Here is a 16,359-nt window from a genome sequence, read left to right as displayed (position 1 = left end):
TCATTTTACAAAATTATATCTGAATACAGTAGGATATGACGTCTTTTCCACGTTACGGAACAAGAGGGATAAAAATAGTTAATTTTATTTTTATCTAAACAAAGGTGGTACCGCGAATTTTCGTCCTTTTTGAAAATTTGTGGTCTTTTTATTTAGTTACATTCATTAAATTTGGAAAGGCTATGTTATGAAATTAAAAGAAACACTCAACCTTGGGAAAACGGATTTCCCTATGCGTGCTGGCTTGCCAACAAAAGAGCCAGTCTGGCAAAAAGAATGGGACGATGCTAAACTTTATCAACTCCGTCAGGAGTTGAATGAGGGCAAGCCTCATTTTATCCTACATGATGGACCTCCCTATGCAAATGGAAACATTCACGTTGGCCATGCTATGAATAAGATTTCAAAAGATATCATAGTTCGCTCTAAATCTATGTCTGGCTACTATGCACCATATATCCCCGGCTGGGATACACATGGATTGCCAATTGAGCAAGTCTTGGCAAAACAAGATGTTAAGCGTAAAGAAATGGATTTAGTAGAGTACTTGAAACTTTGCCGTGAGTATGCTCTTTCTCAAGTTGATAAACAACGTGATGATTTCAAGCGTTTGGGCGTTTCTGGTGACTGGGATAATCCGTATGTAACCTTGACTCCTGATTATGAAGCGGCTCAGATTCGAGTTTTTGGTGAAATGGCTAAAAAAGGCTATATTTACCGTGGTGCTAAGCCTGTTTACTGGTCTTGGTCTTCTGAATCTGCTTTGGCAGAAGCGGAGATTGAATACCATGACTTACTTTCTACTTCTTTGTACTATGCTAACCGAGTTAAAGATGGAAAAGGTGTTTTAGATACAGATACCTACATTACTGTCTGGACAACAACACCATTTACGATTACTGCCTCTCGTGGTTTAACAGTTGGTGCGGATATTGACTACGTTGTAGTACAACCAGCAGGTGAGAAACGTAAGTTTGTGGTCGCTTCAGAATTGTTGAACAGCTTATCCGAAAAATTTGGCTGGACTGATGTTCAGGTTCTGGCAACTCACCGTGGTGCAGAATTGAATCATATCGTAACAGCTCACCCATGGGATACGACTGTTGATGAATTGGTTATCCTTGGTGACCACGTTACGACTGACTCAGGTACTGGTATTGTCCATACAGCGCCAGGCTTTGGTGAGGATGACTATAATGTCGGTGTTGCAAATGGCTTGGAAGTATTTGTCACAGTCAATGAACGTGGTATCATGATGGAGAATGCAGGTCCTGATTTTGAAGGGCAATTCTACGACAAAGTTGTGCCAACGGTTATTGAAAAACTTGGTAACTTACTCCTTGCTCAGGAAGAAATCTCTCACTCATATCCATTTGACTGGCGAACCAAGAAACCAATTATCTGGCGGGCAGTTCCACAGTGGTTTGCTTCTGTTTCTAAATTCCGTCAAGAGATTTTGGATGAGATTGAAAAAGTTAAATTCCACTCAGAATGGGGTAAAGTACGCCTTTATAACATGATACGTGATCGTGGTGACTGGGTTATCTCTCGGCAACGTGCTTGGGGAGTTCCTCTTCCAATTTTTTATGCTGAAGATGGAACACCAATCATGACGGCTGAAACCATCGAACACGTAGCGCAGCTCTTTGAAAAACATGGCTCGATTGTTTGGTGGGAACGCGATGCAAAGGATCTTTTACCAGAAGGGTTTACTCATCCAGGTTCACCAAATGGTGAATTCAAGAAGGAAACAGATATCATGGACGTTTGGTTTGACTCAGGTTCATCATGGAATGGTGTAGTGGTTAATCGTCCAGAGTTGACCTACCCAGCAGATCTCTACCTTGAAGGTTCAGATCAATACCGTGGTTGGTTTAACTCATCACTCATCACTTCTGTTGCGAATCATGGCAAAGCACCATACAAACAAATCTTGTCTCAAGGTTTTGCCCTTGATGGTAAAGGTGAAAAGATGTCTAAATCTCTTGGCAATACTATTGCTCCAAGTGATGTTGAAAAACAATTTGGTGCGGAAATTCTTCGTCTTTGGGTCACTAGTGTTGATTCAAGTAATGATGTTCGTATCTCTATGGATATCTTGAGTCAAGTTTCTGAGACTTACCGCAAGATTCGTAATACACTTCGTTTCTTGTTGGCGAACACTTCTGACTTTAACCCAGCTGAAGATACTGTAGCTTACGATGAACTTCGTTCTGTCGATAAGTATATGACGATTCGCTTTAATCAGCTTGTGAAAACGATTCGTGATGCTTATGCGGATTTTGAATTCCTGACAATCTACAAGGCTTTAGTGAACTTTATCAATGTTGATTTGTCAGCCTTTTACCTTGACTTTGCGAAAGATGTTGTCTATATTGAAGGCGCTAAATCTTTAGAACGCCGCCAAATGCAGACCGTTTTCTATGATATTTTGGTCAAGATTACTAAGTTATTGACACCAATTCTACCGCATACTGCAGAGGAAATCTGGTCATATCTTGAGTTTGAAGCTGAAGACTTCGTTCAATTGTCTGAATTGCCAGAAGCTCAGACTTTCTTAAATCAGCAAGAAATCTTGGATACTTGGTCAGCATTCATGGACTTCCGAGGCCAAGCTCAAAAAGCCTTGGAGGAAGCTCGTAACGAAAAAGTTATTGGTAAATCTCTAGAAGCACACTTGACTGTTTATCCAAATGAAGTAGTTAAAACTTTGCTTGAAGCAGTAAACAGCGATGTAGCCCAGCTCTTGATCGTATCTAAATTGACAATCGCAGAAGGATCTGCTCCAGATACTGCAGTTAGCTTTGAAGATGTCGCATTTACTGTAGAGCGTGCAAGTGGTGAGGTTTGCGACCGTTGCCGCCGTATCGATCCCACTACAGCGGAACGTAGCTATCATGCTCTAATCTGTGACCACTGTGCAGAAATTTTAGAAGAAAATTTTGCTCAAGCAGTTGCAGAAGGATTTGAAACAAAGTAATTAGTGAATTAAAAAATAAAAATGGCTCTGCCTTATAGTGGCGAGCCATTTTTTATATGAAAAGAACACATTTCATCTTCTTCGATTTCTTGTATTCACTTATTTAATTGGAATTGAAATTTCAATTAGTTTGTCTGCGTAGATTGTTTGAATAGCGGAAGTATTTATAATCTTCGGATCCACTTTTCTTTTAAGGAAGAACTCACGAATTTTTTCAATTTCTTGCTCGCGAACTGCTCGATGCATGTTGGCAATCAAAATTTCATAATGTGTTGGCGCTTGTGTGAATACAACATCTGTGTTACCAGCTGAATAGGTCTCCACTAGTGTGGCATCAGTACTTTCAAGCTGACTTTGGACAAGTGCGGCATGGCTGTTAGTCGTATTAATAAGCTTCATAAGATCTCCTCCTGTATGATGACTACTTATTATTATAACACTTATCAGATAATTTGTTAAATTTCTAATGAAATGAACGTAAAAAATAAGATGGACTATTATAATTTATCATTTATGATGTTGTTTTTTCCACATTTCAACTCCCCATTTATGGCTCCCTCGTTTGAGTTTTAAAATAGCTTCATCAATAGGGAACCAGGCGATATGATTGAAATCTTCAAGGGGGTCTTGTTTTTTCTCGAAAGAGACAATTTCATAGAGATAGGCCGGGTTATAAAAATATTTATCCCTGTGACTAGAATAAAAATATTCATCTGCCTGACCATAATATTGTCCAATTTGCGCAGTAAACCCTAATTCTTCTATTAACTCTCGTTTCAAAGCCGATAAATGATCTTCGCCTTTTTCAATTTCTCCGCCCGGTAAAAACCAAGCTCCATTAGGAGCTTGAACGAGAATGATTTGACTGTTGGTTTCATCAGAAATGATGGCATATACACCATAGCGATTGTTATACTCAACGCCTTCTACTTTGTTTCCAAATGTTGCTACTGTCATCTGTTCCCCTTCCATTCTATTACTTTTATCATAAAGCAGAATGCTTTTTATGTCAAGAATTTCTATATAATATATGAGCTGTAAAATAGAAGAGGCGGGTGCTCCCCAGCCTCTTTATAGTAGTTTATGATTCAAATTTGAAAATATCAGCTGTGTAAAGCTTTAGAACTTTTTCAAAGAGTAAGCGGAAGAGAATGGCAACGACTGTGGGAATAACTAGCCATGCAAGTACAGCAAGTCCAATTGAGAGTCCACCAGACACAGATGCAAATAATCCTGTTAAGCCAACTAGTCCAAAACCTGCTGATGCTGGTGTACCGGTTATAGTAAAGAGTGGGACGAGAAGCCCAGTAGCAGCAGAGCTCGCAATAATTGGGACATAGGATATAGGATGTTCAAAGACATTGGTCATCATCATTTTCATAGAACCTAATGCAACTGCAACTGTGACACCTGGCTTGTTTACAAAGAATGAGTGTACAACAAGTACAATACAGGTTGTACCAACTCCCATGGCAGAAGCCCCAGCAGATAGTCCATTTAGTCCAATGGCTAGTCCGATGGCTACTGTAGAGATTGGAGCGACAATCAGAACACCAAAAGTTACACAGATCAAGACACTCATTAGGTAAGGTTGCAATTCAGTGAAATGAACAATTCCTTGACCGATTAAAGTTGAAATCATTTTTACATAAGGCAGTGTAAAGAGACCAGCAGTCGCAAGAAGTGATCCTACGATTGGAAGCAATACAAAGCTAAATGATTCAAATTTACCTTCTAACCAGAGCAAGACTAAAACGCTAAGTGCACATACTAACATAACGTTTATAATATCGCCAGTTCCATTTGTATAGAAGCCAGCAACCATTTTTGTTGCTGTTGCAGTGATCTCTGCAGGAGCCTTTTGATTTTGTAAATGCGCTAGTAAGGCAGTTGCGCCGACGAGTTTGCTAGAAACACCAGAGCTGACAAATGCGATAGCAGTTAGTAGAGCTGCCTTCATACCTTTGAAATTAAACTCTAAGGCAATTAGTGTACCGATGACTGCAGGTAATGTACATTGGAAGAGGACATTTGCAACATTCCAAGTAGCAAAGAAAGCATTATTTTTAAAAAATTCCAAAGAGAAGAGAATGGCAAAGATACAGTTAGGTAGCAAGGCTACGATAACACCAATAGCTGTTCCGTTTAGAACTTTATGTAAAAAAGTTTTTGGGGTGAGTGATGAATGTGTATTTTCTTTTGTCATAGACAACTCCTTTTATATTTGAAAAATAAAAATCGCCTTATTCCAAAGAGAATAAGGCGAAGTTCAGAGAAAATGGGTACATTTTACCCAATCTGAGAATACTGGCTACGCCTTGTTAGATGATTAGATATAATGATGACGACAATAATAGTAATAATCAACATAACGTAGCTCCTTTTTATTTTTCTTGCTGTCTATTATAACATCTTCTTAGAAAAAATCAATAGAAAAATAGAAATTTTCTGATAATTTTGAAAATAAGGCTAAGAAGAGTTATTTGAGCGCTAGGTTCTTTCCCAAAAAGTATGTTACAATATGAGAAAAGGAAGTGAGATAATGGCTACAAAGCGTTTATTTGACATATTGTATTATTTGGTTGAAAAAAGAAAAGCGACGGCACCAGAACTTGCAAAAAAGCTGAATGTTTCGATTCGCACAATTTATCGTGATATAGAGTGGATGAGTGGTGCAGGGATTCCAGTTTATTGTAATCCAGGAAAGGGAGGGGGCATTTTTTTGTTAGATTCCTTTATCTTGGATAAAGGTTTACTATCGACTGATGAAAAAGAAGAGTTAATGTTAGCTATTCAAGGCCTAGACGCTTTAAAAGGTAATGGTCAAGTAGCTGAAAAACTACGAGCACTCTTTCAAATAAAGGCTGAGGATTGGATTCGAATTGACTTTTCAGATTGGAGGGGGACAAAATATCAAGAAAATCTTTTTGAAATACTGAAACGAGGTATTTTTCAAAAACAAGTAGTTCGGTTTATCTATAGAAGTCAACAATGCGAAGCAATACGGAATTTGGAACCATTGCAATTAATTTTTAAAAATCAAGATTGGTATATTTATGGTTTTTGTATAGAAAGGCAAGATTTTCGTCTTTTTAAATTGAGTCGTATGAGTCAGTGTGAGTTATTGGATGAAAGATTTGATCAAAAAGTAGTCAGTAAACCTATAGAAGCAAATGATCTTAAAGAAGAGTTGGTAAAGCTCAGATTAAAATTTGATAAAAGTCAAGCGTTTCGAGTTTACGAAGAATTTACAGGGTTGATTACGGAAGATAAAGAAGGAAGTCTATTGGTGGAAGTTGATTTGCCTAAACACATCAGTCTATATTCGTACCTTTTATCATTTCTTGATGGGGTGGAAGTTTTAGAACCGATAGAGATTCGGAAGGAATTCCAAACAAAGCTGAACGATATTTTAAAAAAATATAAAACATGACAGAAGATGTCATGTTTTATTTGTTAGACTTTAGATAGAAAAATGAAAGGAGATAAAAATGAAATACGAGTGGAGAAAAATGGAGAAAACAATTTATGGAGTAAAAGATAGACCCATAATTGTGGATATACCAGCACAGTCGTTTATCATGATAGATGGAGAGGGCGATCCCAACAAAGCGATGTTCACTGATCAAGTTTCTGCACTGTATACATTAGCTTATGCAATTAAAATGTACTATAAAAAAGCTTTTTCAGAGCGGGAAATAAATGACTTTGTTGTTTATCCTCTAGAAGGTATTTGGCAACAGAAAGTACAAGGAAATTTAATAAAAGATGACCTCATCTACACTATTATGATTGCGCAGCCCAATTTTATTACAAAAGAAATGGTGATGGAAGCCTTGGAAAATGTCAAGCTTAAAAAGCCCAGTCCATATTATGATGATATTCGGTTTGAGACAGTAGCAAAAGAAAGAAGTGTATCAATGCTTCATGTTGGTCCCTTTGATGATGAACCGCAATCATTTGCCGAGATGGATGATTTTTGTAGAAAACATGATTTGAAGCGAAAGTCTATTTGTCATAAAGAGATTTACCTGAATAATTTCAATCGAACAGCACCAGATAAATTAAAAACAATCCTTCGTTATCCGATAGAATAATAGAAAAACTCCAGACTAAAATATAGACTGGAGTTCTTTTTAGAATCTGTTGTATTTAGCCCATGATAGCGTCAGAAAATCATTTTACTTACTTTTTATGATGATTTTACCATTGCTGGTCATGACAGCTTTGAGATCTTTTTCTGTTGGATTCTCTAGATAGTAATCGGTGATAGCATCTTCGATATGGTCTTGAATGGTGCGACGTAGTGGACGAGCGCCCATTTTCGGATCATAGCCTAAATCGACTAGTTTTTCTTTGACTTTATCTGTTACGTCAAGGTGGATGTCATTAGTCGCGAGTCGATTATTGACATCTTCTAGCATCAAATCAACGATTTGTAATAAGTTTTCTTTACTTAGAGCTTTAAATTCAATGATGCCGTCAAAACGGTTCATAAATTCTGGGCTGAAGAAATTCCCTAGTTCTCCTAGGACAGAGTTCGTTCGACCTTCACGTGTAGCTCCAAAGCCAACGCTAGCTTCTACTTTACCGGTTCCTGCATTTGAAGTCATAATGATAATGGTATCTTTGAAGCTGACTGTTCGGCCTTGTCCATCGGTTAGACGGCCGTCATCTAGCACTTGAAGAAACATGTGCATGACATCAGGATGGGCTTTTTCGACCTCATCTAATAAGATGAGTGAGTATGGATTGCGACGAACGCGTTCAGTGAGTTGTCCTGCTTCATCGTATCCAACGTAGCCCGGAGGTGCACCGACTAACTTGGCGACACTGTGTTTTTCCATGTATTCGCTCATATCGAAGCGAATCATACTATCAGCGGATCCAAAGAGTTCGATGGCTAGTTGTTTAGAGAGCTCTGTTTTTCCGACACCAGTTGGTCCGACAAAAAGAAAGCTTCCGATGGGACGATTTGGTGATCCAAGTCCAACACGATTCCTGCGGATGGCTTTGGCAATCTTGTCAACGGCTTCATCTTGGCCAATAACATGGGCTTTCAGATCGCTAGATAGATGAATAAGTTGTGACTGTTCTTTTTCTTTTAAATCGCCAACAGGGATATTTGTTTTTTGCTCCACGATCGCTTCGATTTCTTTTTCGCTGATGATAGGAGTGTCTTGATCATCTACTTTAGCATGTTGCATTTTCTTATATTTTGCAATTTGATCTCGGAAATAGGCCGCTTTTTCGTAATCTTCATCGCGAGTGGCTTGAGTTTTAAGATTTTCAGCCTCAATCAAGCGTTTGTCAATTTCTTTCGGATCAACAAAGTTAAGAGTCAAGTTCATTTTAGAACCAGATTCATCTAGAAGATCAATGGCTTTGTCGGGAAGAAAGCGATCTTGGATATAACGATTTGATAAGATCGCTGCTGCTTCAATGGCTTCATCCGTATAACGGACATGGTGATAGTCCTCATACTTTTTTTGAATCCCTTTGAGAATCGTGATAGTTTCTTCAACGGAAGGCTCTTCCACTTTAACTGGTTGCATCCGACGCTCTAAGGCAGCATCTTTTTCAATAATTCGGTATTCATTGAGAGTGGTAGCTCCGACTAGTTGAAGTTCACCACGAGCTAGAGCGGGTTTGAGGATATTTCCAGCATCCATATTGCCATCACCTGCAGAGCCTGCACCCACAATTTCATGGATTTCATCGATAAATAGAATAATGTCATCACGGTCGCGAATTTCATCCATTAGTTTTTGCATGCGTTCTTCAAATTGTCCTCGAATACCAGTACCTTGAACAAGGCTGACAACATCTAAGCGAATGACTTCTTTTCCTTGTAATTTTTGCGGGACATCGTTATCCACAATTTTTTGTGCTAGTCCTTCAACAACAGCGGTTTTTCCGACTCCGGGCTCCCCAATCAGAACGGGATTATTTTTAGTACGGCGATTGAGGATTTCTATGACACGACGAATCTCATCGTCTCGACCAATGACAGGGTCAATGTCTCCACGCCGAGCAATTTCTGTGACATTGATACCAAATTCTTCTAACAAGCCTTTGGGCTTAGTTGCGGACTGAGGACGCTGGTTATTAGAGCCGTGTCCATATCCACCGCCACCATAGTTGCCACCTGATTGTGTGGGAGGAGTTGGATCTTGTGAATGTTGGAAATTACTCAAATTTCCAAAAAAGTCTTCAAATGGATCGATTTGATTTTTTGCCATATTTGTCAATCCGTTAAAGAGAGCATTATTTGGATCGGTTTTCATGATTTGGTAACAGTTTTGGCAAAGATCAACTTGCTGTTTTTTTCCATTTACATTTGTATAGAGATGAATGGTTGAATCGTTTATTTTACAATTTTGGCAGAGCATATTTTTACCTCTTTCTTTGTAATTTATAAAGTGAAAATCATTTGGTCAAAAATAGTCAAATTCATAATTTCATTATAACAATATTCTCTAGCAATGCAAGAAGAAAGTATTAAAATGAGCTTTTAAATTTTAAAAATGTGCCCTCTTTCAAATAGGTTTTTGTTAAAAAATCACAAAAAATTTAACTTTTATTAGGTGTTCACTTTCTATTTATGGTAAAATAGTAACGATAAAGTAAATAGGAGAACTAAAAATGGAATCACATTTAGTAAGAATTATTAATCGTTTAGAAAGTATGGCCAGCGATGGCGGTAGTTTGAAACGAAACTTTGAACGTGATGGTGTTGTGGTTGCTGAAGTCGCATATAGCTATGATGAAGAAAACGGATCTATTTTCACTCTTCGTGATGTTGCAGCTCGTGAGACGTTCACATTTGATAGTATCGATTTAATTGCGATGGAAATCTATGAATTATTGTATTAAGAAGCACGCTCTAGTGCTTTTTATTTTGTAATTGTTCATCTGCTAATGGAAAGCTATGGTAAGGTATAAAGAAAAGATATAAGACGGTTTGACTGGTTTTTTGTTATAATAAAAATAGTAATGAAGAGAAGAGGGAGAGAAGATGGCAATTATTGATGGGAAAGCCTTAGCTCAGAAAATGCAGGCAGAGTTGGCTGAAAAAACAGCTAAACTAAAAGAAAAAAGTGGTCAAACCCCAGGCTTAGTTGTAATTTTAGTTGGAGAAAATCCTGCAAGTCAAGTATATGTCAGAAATAAAGAGCGTTCAGCTATTGCTGCAGGATTTAGGAGTGAAGTTATAAGAGTGTCGGACTCTATCACGCAAGAGGAGTTGCTTTTTTTGATTGGTCGCTATAACCAAGACCCTGCTTGGAATGGTATTTTAGTACAGCTCCCTCTACCAGCTCATATTGATGAGGAGGCTGTACTTTTAGCGATTGATCCGGAAAAAGATGTGGACGGATTTCATCCGACGAATATGGGACGATTATGGAGTGGCCATCCTGTTATGATTCCGTGTACTCCAGCTGGGATTATGGAGATGCTTCGGGAGTATAATGTAGAGCTTGAAAGTAAGCGAGCAGTTGTTATCGGGCGGAGCAATATAGTTGGTAAACCCATGGCTCAGTTGCTTTTAGCTAAAAATGCTACGGTAACACTGACACATTCGAGGACGCATCATTTAGCGGAGATTGCCAAGCAAGCTGATATTTTAATAGTGGCTATCGGACGTGGACATTTTGTTACCAAGGACTTTGTCAAGGAAGGGGCTGTTGTCATTGATGTCGGTATGAACCGAGATGAAAATGGCAAGCTGATTGGCGATGTTAAGTTTGATGAAGTGGCTGAAATTGCCAGCCTGATTACCCCAGTACCTGGAGGCGTTGGGCCTATGACTATTACCATGCTGATGGAGCAGACCTACCAAGCCTTTAAACGGAGTCTTGAATCATGAAATTTGTCTTTGATTTGGATGGGACCTTGTCCTTTGATTATATGACGATTGATGAGGAGATTAAGCAGGTTCTGCTGACGGCTCCTCAGTTTGGGCATGAAGTTCTATTTGCTTCGGCGCGCTCCTATCGCGATTGTCTGGGACTATTAGGTCCGGAATTGAGCCAGCAAATAGTGATTGGCCTGAACGGCGGAGTAGCTTATCAGAAGGGACAGCTGATGTTTGAACGTCAGCTGCATCAGTCAAGTTATCAAGCCATTCTAGATACTTGTTTGACCTATAATTTGCCTTTTTTCGTCGATAATACTTTTGACTACAGCGGCCAGATTTTAGAAAAAATCCCTTTTATTGCCAGTGTAGATCCTCTTAAGCGGGCAAGACGGCTGGAAGTGACTGAACTCCAGCATCCTATTAAGGTTGTTATTTACATGGGGAATCATGAGCAGCTCTTAGACGATTTACAGGCTCGTTTTGCAAACTTGCCTAATCTGAGTCTAGACTATCATGAGCATGAGAAATGTTTTTATATCAATCCGGCTGAAACCAATAAAGCTTCAACTGTAAAGGAATTATGCGGTTCGGATTATGTGGCTTTTGGTAATGATCAAAACGATATCCAGCTCTTTAAGAATTCTCTCTATGCTGTGCAGGTTGGGGATTTTTCAGGCTTGAGCGATTATGCGGATGAGCAGGTCGCCTTTCAGGAAAATTTACCCAAGGCAGTCGCAGCAAGAATCTTACAAAAATTTGCAGATTTCCGAAGAAAATAACTTTCTTGCGATACGAGGCACCTGTTTAGGTGCCTTTTGGTGTATAATGAAGATAGGTTTGGTCATCTTGAGACAAGTGCAGGATGAAGTTGGTCTAGGAGAATATCATGTTAAAAAACGCTGAAAATATTTTAAAAAGAGTCATTAGGGAACGCCCCTTGGATAGCCACAAGGGCGATTACGGCCGTCTCTTATTGATTGGGGGGACTTATCCTTATGGGGGCGCCATCATTATGGCTGCTTTAGCGGCGGTCAATAGCGGAGCTGGTCTGGTGACTGTTACTACAGATAAAGACAATATCGCCCCTCTGCACAGTCATTTACCGGAGGCCGTGGCCTTTGACCTAGAGGAGCAAGACCGATTGACAGAGCAGCTGGTTAAATCAGATCTAGTTTTGATTGGTCCAGGTCTAGCAGAAAATCAACTTGGACTAGACACTCTACAAAAGGTAGTCCATGCCGTGTCAGAACAGCAGATTCTCATTATGGATGGCGGAGCCATTTCACTCTTTAGCAAAGGAGCTTTGCCATTTCCAAAAGCCCAAACAGTTTTTACCCCTCACCAAAAGGAGTGGGAAGGCTTATCGGGGTTAAGCTTGTCAGATCAGACAGCGGCAGCCAATCAGACAGCGGTCAATCAGTTGCCTCTAGGCTGTATTGTCGTGCAGAAAAAACATGGAACGACTATCTATCAAAGTGGGAAAGAGCAAGCCTTTGAGTTGACAGCAGGCGGACCTTATCAGGCAACTGGTGGTATGGGGGATACATTGGCTGGTATGATCGCTGCTTTTGCAGGTCAATTTAAGTCAAGTAGTCTCTTTGAGCGAGTGGCGGCTGCAACCCTTCTTCACTCCCTTATCGCTGATGAACTGAGTCAGGAAGCTTATGTCGTCCTGCCAACGACAATCAGCAGAGCCATTCCAAGGTGGATGAAGAAGATGACTCCGTAGACTTTTCCTTGGGTTTTAAGTCAGCTGGGTTTCTTTTGTGGAAGCCCAGTTTTTTTCTTGCTTTTCAGGGGATTTTTAGACTTTGTAATCGGTTTTTTATGCAGTTTTTTGTTATAATAAAAGTTACGGAAAAACTAGAAATGAAAGGAAAAGGACATGCCAGAGTATTTGTCGGTTTCGACCTTGACCAAGTATCTGAAGATGAAGTTTGAGCGGGATCCTTATTTGGAGCAGGTCTATCTAACTGGCCAGGTGTCCAATTTCCGCCGCCGCCCCAGCCATCAGTATTTCTCACTGAAGGATGAGAAGGCCGTCATTCAGGTTACGGTTTGGTCTGGAGTTTACCAGAAGCTGGGCTTTGAGTTGGAAGAAGGCATGAAGATCAATGTGATTGGCCGGGTACAGCTCTATGAGCCGAGCGGTTCCTATTCTATCATCATTGAAAAGGCAGAGCCAGATGGTATCGGGGCTTTAGCTGTCCAGTTTGAACAGTTAAAGAAAAAACTGAGCGAAGAAGGACTTTTTCAAGAGAAATTCAAGCAGGTCTTACCCCAATTTCCTAAGAAAATCGGTGTTATAACCAGTCCTAGTGGAGCGGTCATACGGGATATTATCACGACGGTTAGCCGTCGCTTTCCGGGAGTGGAGATTGTCCTTTATCCGACAAAAGTGCAGGGAGATGGGGCTGCAGCTCAGGTTGCTGACCACATCAGACTGGCCAATGAGCGGTCGGATTTGGATGTGTTGATTATTGGTCGAGGTGGGGGTTCTATCGAAGATCTCTGGGCTTTCAACGAAGAGGAAACAGTTCGGGCTATTTTTGAGTCTCGGATTCCTATTATTTCTAGTGTCGGCCATGAGACTGATACGACTTTGGCGGACTTTGTAGCAGATCGCAGGGCTGCGACTCCGACGGCTGCGGCTGAGCTAGCAACACCGGTTACCAAGCTAGACCTACTGGGCCATTTGCAGCAGCAGGAAAACCGCATGTCTCGAGCGATTTCCAATCACCTGAGCTATTATCGAGAGCGACTGAATAAACTGACCCAGTCGGTTATCTTCCGACAGCCAGAGCGTCTTTACGATGGTCATCTGCAGAAGTTAGACCAGTTCAACCTGCGATTGAAGCAAAAAATTCGCGAATATTATAGTCAAGAGCAACAGCGGGTTAAAATCTTGCAACATCGTTTAGAGATCTTGAATCCGCTCAGTCGCGTTCAGCGTTTTCAAGAGCAGACTGCCCAGCTGGAGCGTTTGCTGCGCAGCAATATGGCGGTTATTTATGATAACAAGGTAGCTCAAGTCAGGAGATTGTCCGAGGCCTTGCTTATGCTGGATACCAGCCGAATCGTGGCGCGTGGCTATGCTATTGTCCAAAAGAATCAAAAGGTTGTCGAGTCAAGTGCAGGCATTAAAGAAAAAGATGAGCTGACCCTAATTATGAGAGATGGGCAGCTGGAAGTAGAGGTAAAACATGTCCAAAGAAAAGAAATTTGAAGAAAACTTAGCAGACTTGGAAGTCATTGTCCAAAAGCTGGAAAATGGTGATGTAGCCTTGGAAGAGGCGATTGCGGAATTTCAAAAGGGGATGAAGCTTTCAAAGGAACTCCAGGCTAGTCTGGACAAGGCAGAAAAGACCTTGGTTAAGGTTATGCAGGAAGATGGTACGGAAATGGAATGAAACAAGCAGAAAAATTAGAACAGATCAAACAAGCTATAAATAATTTTTATGCACAGCCTTCAGTTTCAGACTCTCTAATAGAGGCCATTCTCTATTCTGTTCAGGCAGGAGGAAAACGAATCCGACCCTTAATCTTATTAGAATTGGTGGAAGCATTTGGTCAAGAGCTTCAGCAGGCACACTTTCAAGTTGCTGCGGCGCTGGAACTTGTTCACACTGGAAGCCTCATTCATGATGATTTACCTGCAATGGATGACGATGATTATCGACGTGGCCGTTTGACGAATCATAAAAAGTTTGGTGAAGCAATGGCTATATTGGCCGGAGATTCTCTTTTTTTAGATCCGTTTGGCTTGATTGCCATGGCCGATTTACCTAGTCAGGTCAAGGTAGCTTTGATTTCTGAGTTGTCTCTGGCAGCGGGTAGCTTTGGTATGGTCGCAGGACAAGTTCTGGATATGCAGGGTGAAGGCCAAGTAATTAGTCTGGAAGATTTAAAAACTATCCATGCCAATAAGACTGGTAAGCTACTGACCTATCCTTTTGTCGCAGCTGGTTTGATTGTTCAGTCTGAGCAATTCGTTCAGGAGAAACTTCGTCGAATTGGAGAACTTTTGGGTTTGGCCTTCCAAGTACGAGATGATATTTTAGACGTGACAGCAAGTTTTGAAGAATTGGGCAAAACTCCGCAGAAAGATCTGGCTACTGCTAAGTCAACTTACCCAGCTTTTCTGGGCATTGATGGTGCTAAGAACTTTTTCAATCAAACCCTTGATGAAGCCTTGGAAATACTGAAAGACTTGGAAGAAAAGACAGAGTTTTCTGGCGAAGAAATTCAAAAGATAGTAGAAAGTTTGAGACTGAATGGTTAAGGAAAGAGTGGATGTACTAGCCTATAAACAGGGGCTTTTTGAAACTAGGGAGCAGGCTAAGAGAGGTGTAATGGCTGGTTTGGTGGTTTCTGTCATCAGTGGCCAACGTTTTGATAAACCGGGTGAAAAAATTGATGAGGGAGTAGAGCTTAAGTTAAAAGGTGATAAATTAAAATACGTCAGCCGAGGTGGACTTAAATTAGAAAAAGCTCTACAAGTCTTTAATCTTTCTGTGCAAGATAAAATAGCACTGGATATCGGAGCCTCCACCGGTGGTTTTACAGATGTTATGTTACAAAATGGAGCTAGCCTTGTTTATGCGGTTGATGTTGGAACCAATCAACTAGCCTGGAAACTCAGACAGGATGGACGGGTTATTAGCATGGAACAGTTCAATTTTCGATATGCTACAGTGGAAGACTTTGAAGAAAAACCAAGCTTTGCCAGTATTGATGTTAGCTTTATTTCGTTGAATTTAATCTTGCCTGCTTTGCACGGAATTTTGACAGATGCTGGTCAAGTCGTCGCTTTGATCAAACCACAATTTGAAGCAGGTCGTGAGCAAATTGGGAAAAATGGTATTATCAAAGATAAGAAAGTCCATCTATCTGTACTAGAAAAAGTGACATCTCTCATGGTAGAATGCGGTTTTACAGTTAAAGATTTAGATTTCTCTCCCATTCAAGGTGGACATGGAAATATCGAATTTTTAGCTTATTTAGAAAAAAGTAACCAGCCAGAGAATCTAGTAGAAAATAAGATCGAATCTTTAGTTGAAACAGCACATAAGGAATTTAAGAATGAATAAAAAGAAAGACTAGAAAAGATTAGACGGTTTGTTAGTGAATATGAAATTGGCACACAAGAAGAAATTGTTGATTATCTAAAACAATCAGGTATCAAAGCTACTCAGGCAACGGTTTCTCGTGATATTAAAGAACTAGGTATTGTCAAAACGCCTCTGAAAAATAATACCTATATCTATGAGATACCTAAATCTGCAACGAGTAGTTTGAAGTTGGCAGAACATACAATCTTAGATGTTAGTTTTCTAGGCAATATGATCAATCTAAAGCTGGTTCCAGGTAGTACAGCCGTGATTAAACGCCAGATTGTCGAGGCATTTGCAGAAGAGATTTTTAGTATTATTGCGGATGATGATAGTATATTGCTAATCTTAAAAGATGAAAAGAACCTGCAAGCTATTTTAAAAGTGATTAAGAATTGGTAGGAAAA

General features: G+C 40.0%; 16 protein-coding genes and 1 pseudogene. 13 read left to right on the top strand and 4 right to left on the bottom strand.

Translation table 11 applies throughout. The annotated features are described in order from the left end of the window. Positions 1-187: 187 nt before the first annotated feature. Positions 188-2,980, top strand: coding sequence for an isoleucine--tRNA ligase (gene ileS, locus HMPREF9182_RS03060; protein ID WP_009443868.1), 2,793 nt, complete (start codon positions 188-190; stop codon positions 2,978-2,980). Positions 2,981-3,079: 99 nt separating this feature from the next. Here the strand turns inward: ileS and HMPREF9182_RS03055 are convergent, their stop codons facing one another. The 3 genes from HMPREF9182_RS03055 to HMPREF9182_RS03045 form a co-directional block, all read right to left on the bottom strand. After that, entirely contained in the window at positions 3,080-3,379 is a 300-nt protein-coding gene (locus HMPREF9182_RS03055) for a DUF1827 family protein (protein WP_009755088.1), read from the bottom strand. 108 nt (positions 3,380-3,487) lie between these two features. Beyond that, the gene (locus HMPREF9182_RS03050; protein ID WP_037602957.1) at positions 3,488-3,937 is read right to left on the bottom strand and encodes an NUDIX hydrolase; all 450 of its coding nucleotides are present in this window, start codon (positions 3,935-3,937) and stop codon (positions 3,488-3,490) included. A 124-nt stretch (positions 3,938-4,061) separates the two neighbouring features. Next, on the bottom strand, positions 4,062-5,186 hold the full coding sequence (locus HMPREF9182_RS03045; RefSeq protein WP_009443211.1) for a PTS sugar transporter subunit IIC: 1,125 nt from the start codon (positions 5,184-5,186) through the stop codon (positions 4,062-4,064). Positions 5,187-5,522: 336 nt separating this feature from the next. On the opposite strand from HMPREF9182_RS03045, the gene HMPREF9182_RS03040 reads away from it, so the two are divergent. Both HMPREF9182_RS03040 and HMPREF9182_RS03035 read left to right on the top strand, forming a co-directional pair. Further along, positions 5,523-6,413, top strand: a complete 891-nt coding sequence (locus tag HMPREF9182_RS03040; protein ID WP_009754468.1) for a helix-turn-helix transcriptional regulator — start codon at positions 5,523-5,525, stop codon at positions 6,411-6,413. A gap of 58 nt (positions 6,414-6,471) precedes the next feature. Next, positions 6,472-7,077, top strand: coding sequence for a GyrI-like domain-containing protein (locus tag HMPREF9182_RS03035; RefSeq protein ID WP_009443385.1), 606 nt, complete (start codon positions 6,472-6,474; stop codon positions 7,075-7,077). 84 nt (positions 7,078-7,161) lie between these two features. Here the strand turns inward: HMPREF9182_RS03035 and HMPREF9182_RS03030 are convergent, their stop codons facing one another. Continuing rightward, positions 7,162-9,372, bottom strand: a complete 2,211-nt coding sequence (locus HMPREF9182_RS03030) for an ATP-dependent Clp protease ATP-binding subunit (RefSeq protein ID WP_009443391.1) — start codon at positions 9,370-9,372, stop codon at positions 7,162-7,164. Positions 9,373-9,625: 253 nt separating this feature from the next. On the opposite strand from HMPREF9182_RS03030, the gene HMPREF9182_RS03025 reads away from it, so the two are divergent. The 10 genes and pseudogenes from HMPREF9182_RS03025 to HMPREF9182_RS11115 form a co-directional block, all read left to right on the top strand. After that, on the top strand, positions 9,626-9,856 hold the full coding sequence (locus tag HMPREF9182_RS03025; RefSeq protein ID WP_009754621.1) for a DUF1797 family protein: 231 nt from the start codon (positions 9,626-9,628) through the stop codon (positions 9,854-9,856). 142 nt (positions 9,857-9,998) lie between these two features. Next, positions 9,999-10,850, top strand: a complete 852-nt coding sequence (locus HMPREF9182_RS03020) for a bifunctional methylenetetrahydrofolate dehydrogenase/methenyltetrahydrofolate cyclohydrolase (protein ID WP_009755026.1) — start codon at positions 9,999-10,001, stop codon at positions 10,848-10,850. Then, on the top strand, positions 10,847-11,620 hold the full coding sequence (locus tag HMPREF9182_RS03015) for an HAD hydrolase family protein (RefSeq protein ID WP_009754242.1): 774 nt from the start codon (positions 10,847-10,849) through the stop codon (positions 11,618-11,620). Before HMPREF9182_RS03020 ends, HMPREF9182_RS03015 begins: the two co-directional genes overlap by 4 nt. Positions 11,621-11,727: 107 nt before the next feature. After that, entirely contained in the window at positions 11,728-12,570 is an 843-nt protein-coding gene (locus HMPREF9182_RS03010) for an NAD(P)H-hydrate dehydratase (RefSeq protein WP_009754698.1), read from the top strand. Then, positions 12,546-12,782, top strand: coding sequence for an initiator RepB protein (locus tag HMPREF9182_RS11055; protein WP_083819039.1), 237 nt, complete (start codon positions 12,546-12,548; stop codon positions 12,780-12,782). Before HMPREF9182_RS03010 ends, HMPREF9182_RS11055 begins: the two co-directional genes overlap by 25 nt. After that, positions 12,727-14,067 (top strand): exodeoxyribonuclease VII large subunit, encoded by a 1,341-nt coding sequence (gene xseA, locus HMPREF9182_RS03005; RefSeq protein ID WP_009443829.1) that lies wholly within the window; start codon positions 12,727-12,729, stop codon positions 14,065-14,067. Before HMPREF9182_RS11055 ends, xseA begins: the two co-directional genes overlap by 56 nt. Next, positions 14,045-14,251 (top strand): exodeoxyribonuclease VII small subunit, encoded by a 207-nt coding sequence (locus HMPREF9182_RS03000; RefSeq protein ID WP_009754451.1) that lies wholly within the window; start codon positions 14,045-14,047, stop codon positions 14,249-14,251. Before xseA ends, HMPREF9182_RS03000 begins: the two co-directional genes overlap by 23 nt. Next, on the top strand, positions 14,248-15,123 hold the full coding sequence (locus tag HMPREF9182_RS02995; protein WP_009443398.1) for a polyprenyl synthetase family protein: 876 nt from the start codon (positions 14,248-14,250) through the stop codon (positions 15,121-15,123). Before HMPREF9182_RS03000 ends, HMPREF9182_RS02995 begins: the two co-directional genes overlap by 4 nt. Then, a complete protein-coding gene (locus HMPREF9182_RS02990) occupies positions 15,116-15,931 on the top strand; it encodes a TlyA family RNA methyltransferase (protein WP_009754222.1) in 816 nt (271 codons plus the stop codon). Before HMPREF9182_RS02995 ends, HMPREF9182_RS02990 begins: the two co-directional genes overlap by 8 nt. Continuing rightward, positions 15,932-16,354: pseudogene (locus HMPREF9182_RS11115) on the top strand (arginine repressor); the annotation flags it as partial. It abuts the gene before it with no gap. Positions 16,355-16,359: the final 5 nt, after the last annotated feature.

This window comes from Streptococcus sp. oral taxon 056 str. F0418 (assembly GCF_000220065.1).
GTDB lineage: Bacteria > Bacillota > Bacilli > Lactobacillales > Streptococcaceae > Streptococcus.
This window is presented reverse-complemented; position numbering and strand designations above follow the sequence as displayed.

Coding starts and splice junctions, on each gene's coding strand:
- HMPREF9182_RS03015 (WP_009754242.1), top strand. CDS start 10,847: ATGAAATTTGTCTTTGATTTGGATGGGACCTTGTCCTTTGATTATATG.
- HMPREF9182_RS03050 (WP_037602957.1), bottom strand. CDS start 3,937: ATGACAGTAGCAACATTTGGAAACAAAGTAGAAGGCGTTGAGTATAAC.
- HMPREF9182_RS03040 (WP_009754468.1), top strand. CDS start 5,523: ATGGCTACAAAGCGTTTATTTGACATATTGTATTATTTGGTTGAAAAA.
- HMPREF9182_RS02990 (WP_009754222.1), top strand. CDS start 15,116: ATGGTTAAGGAAAGAGTGGATGTACTAGCCTATAAACAGGGGCTTTTT.
- xseA (WP_009443829.1), top strand. CDS start 12,727: ATGCCAGAGTATTTGTCGGTTTCGACCTTGACCAAGTATCTGAAGATG.
- HMPREF9182_RS03035 (WP_009443385.1), top strand. CDS start 6,472: ATGAAATACGAGTGGAGAAAAATGGAGAAAACAATTTATGGAGTAAAA.
- HMPREF9182_RS03030 (WP_009443391.1), bottom strand. CDS start 9,372: ATGCTCTGCCAAAATTGTAAAATAAACGATTCAACCATTCATCTCTAT.
- HMPREF9182_RS03055 (WP_009755088.1), bottom strand. CDS start 3,379: ATGAAGCTTATTAATACGACTAACAGCCATGCCGCACTTGTCCAAAGT.
- HMPREF9182_RS03000 (WP_009754451.1), top strand. CDS start 14,045: ATGTCCAAAGAAAAGAAATTTGAAGAAAACTTAGCAGACTTGGAAGTC.
- ileS (WP_009443868.1), top strand. CDS start 188: ATGAAATTAAAAGAAACACTCAACCTTGGGAAAACGGATTTCCCTATG.
- HMPREF9182_RS03025 (WP_009754621.1), top strand. CDS start 9,626: ATGGAATCACATTTAGTAAGAATTATTAATCGTTTAGAAAGTATGGCC.
- HMPREF9182_RS03020 (WP_009755026.1), top strand. CDS start 9,999: ATGGCAATTATTGATGGGAAAGCCTTAGCTCAGAAAATGCAGGCAGAG.
- HMPREF9182_RS03010 (WP_009754698.1), top strand. CDS start 11,728: ATGTTAAAAAACGCTGAAAATATTTTAAAAAGAGTCATTAGGGAACGC.
- HMPREF9182_RS03045 (WP_009443211.1), bottom strand. CDS start 5,186: ATGACAAAAGAAAATACACATTCATCACTCACCCCAAAAACTTTTTTA.
- HMPREF9182_RS02995 (WP_009443398.1), top strand. CDS start 14,248: ATGAAACAAGCAGAAAAATTAGAACAGATCAAACAAGCTATAAATAAT.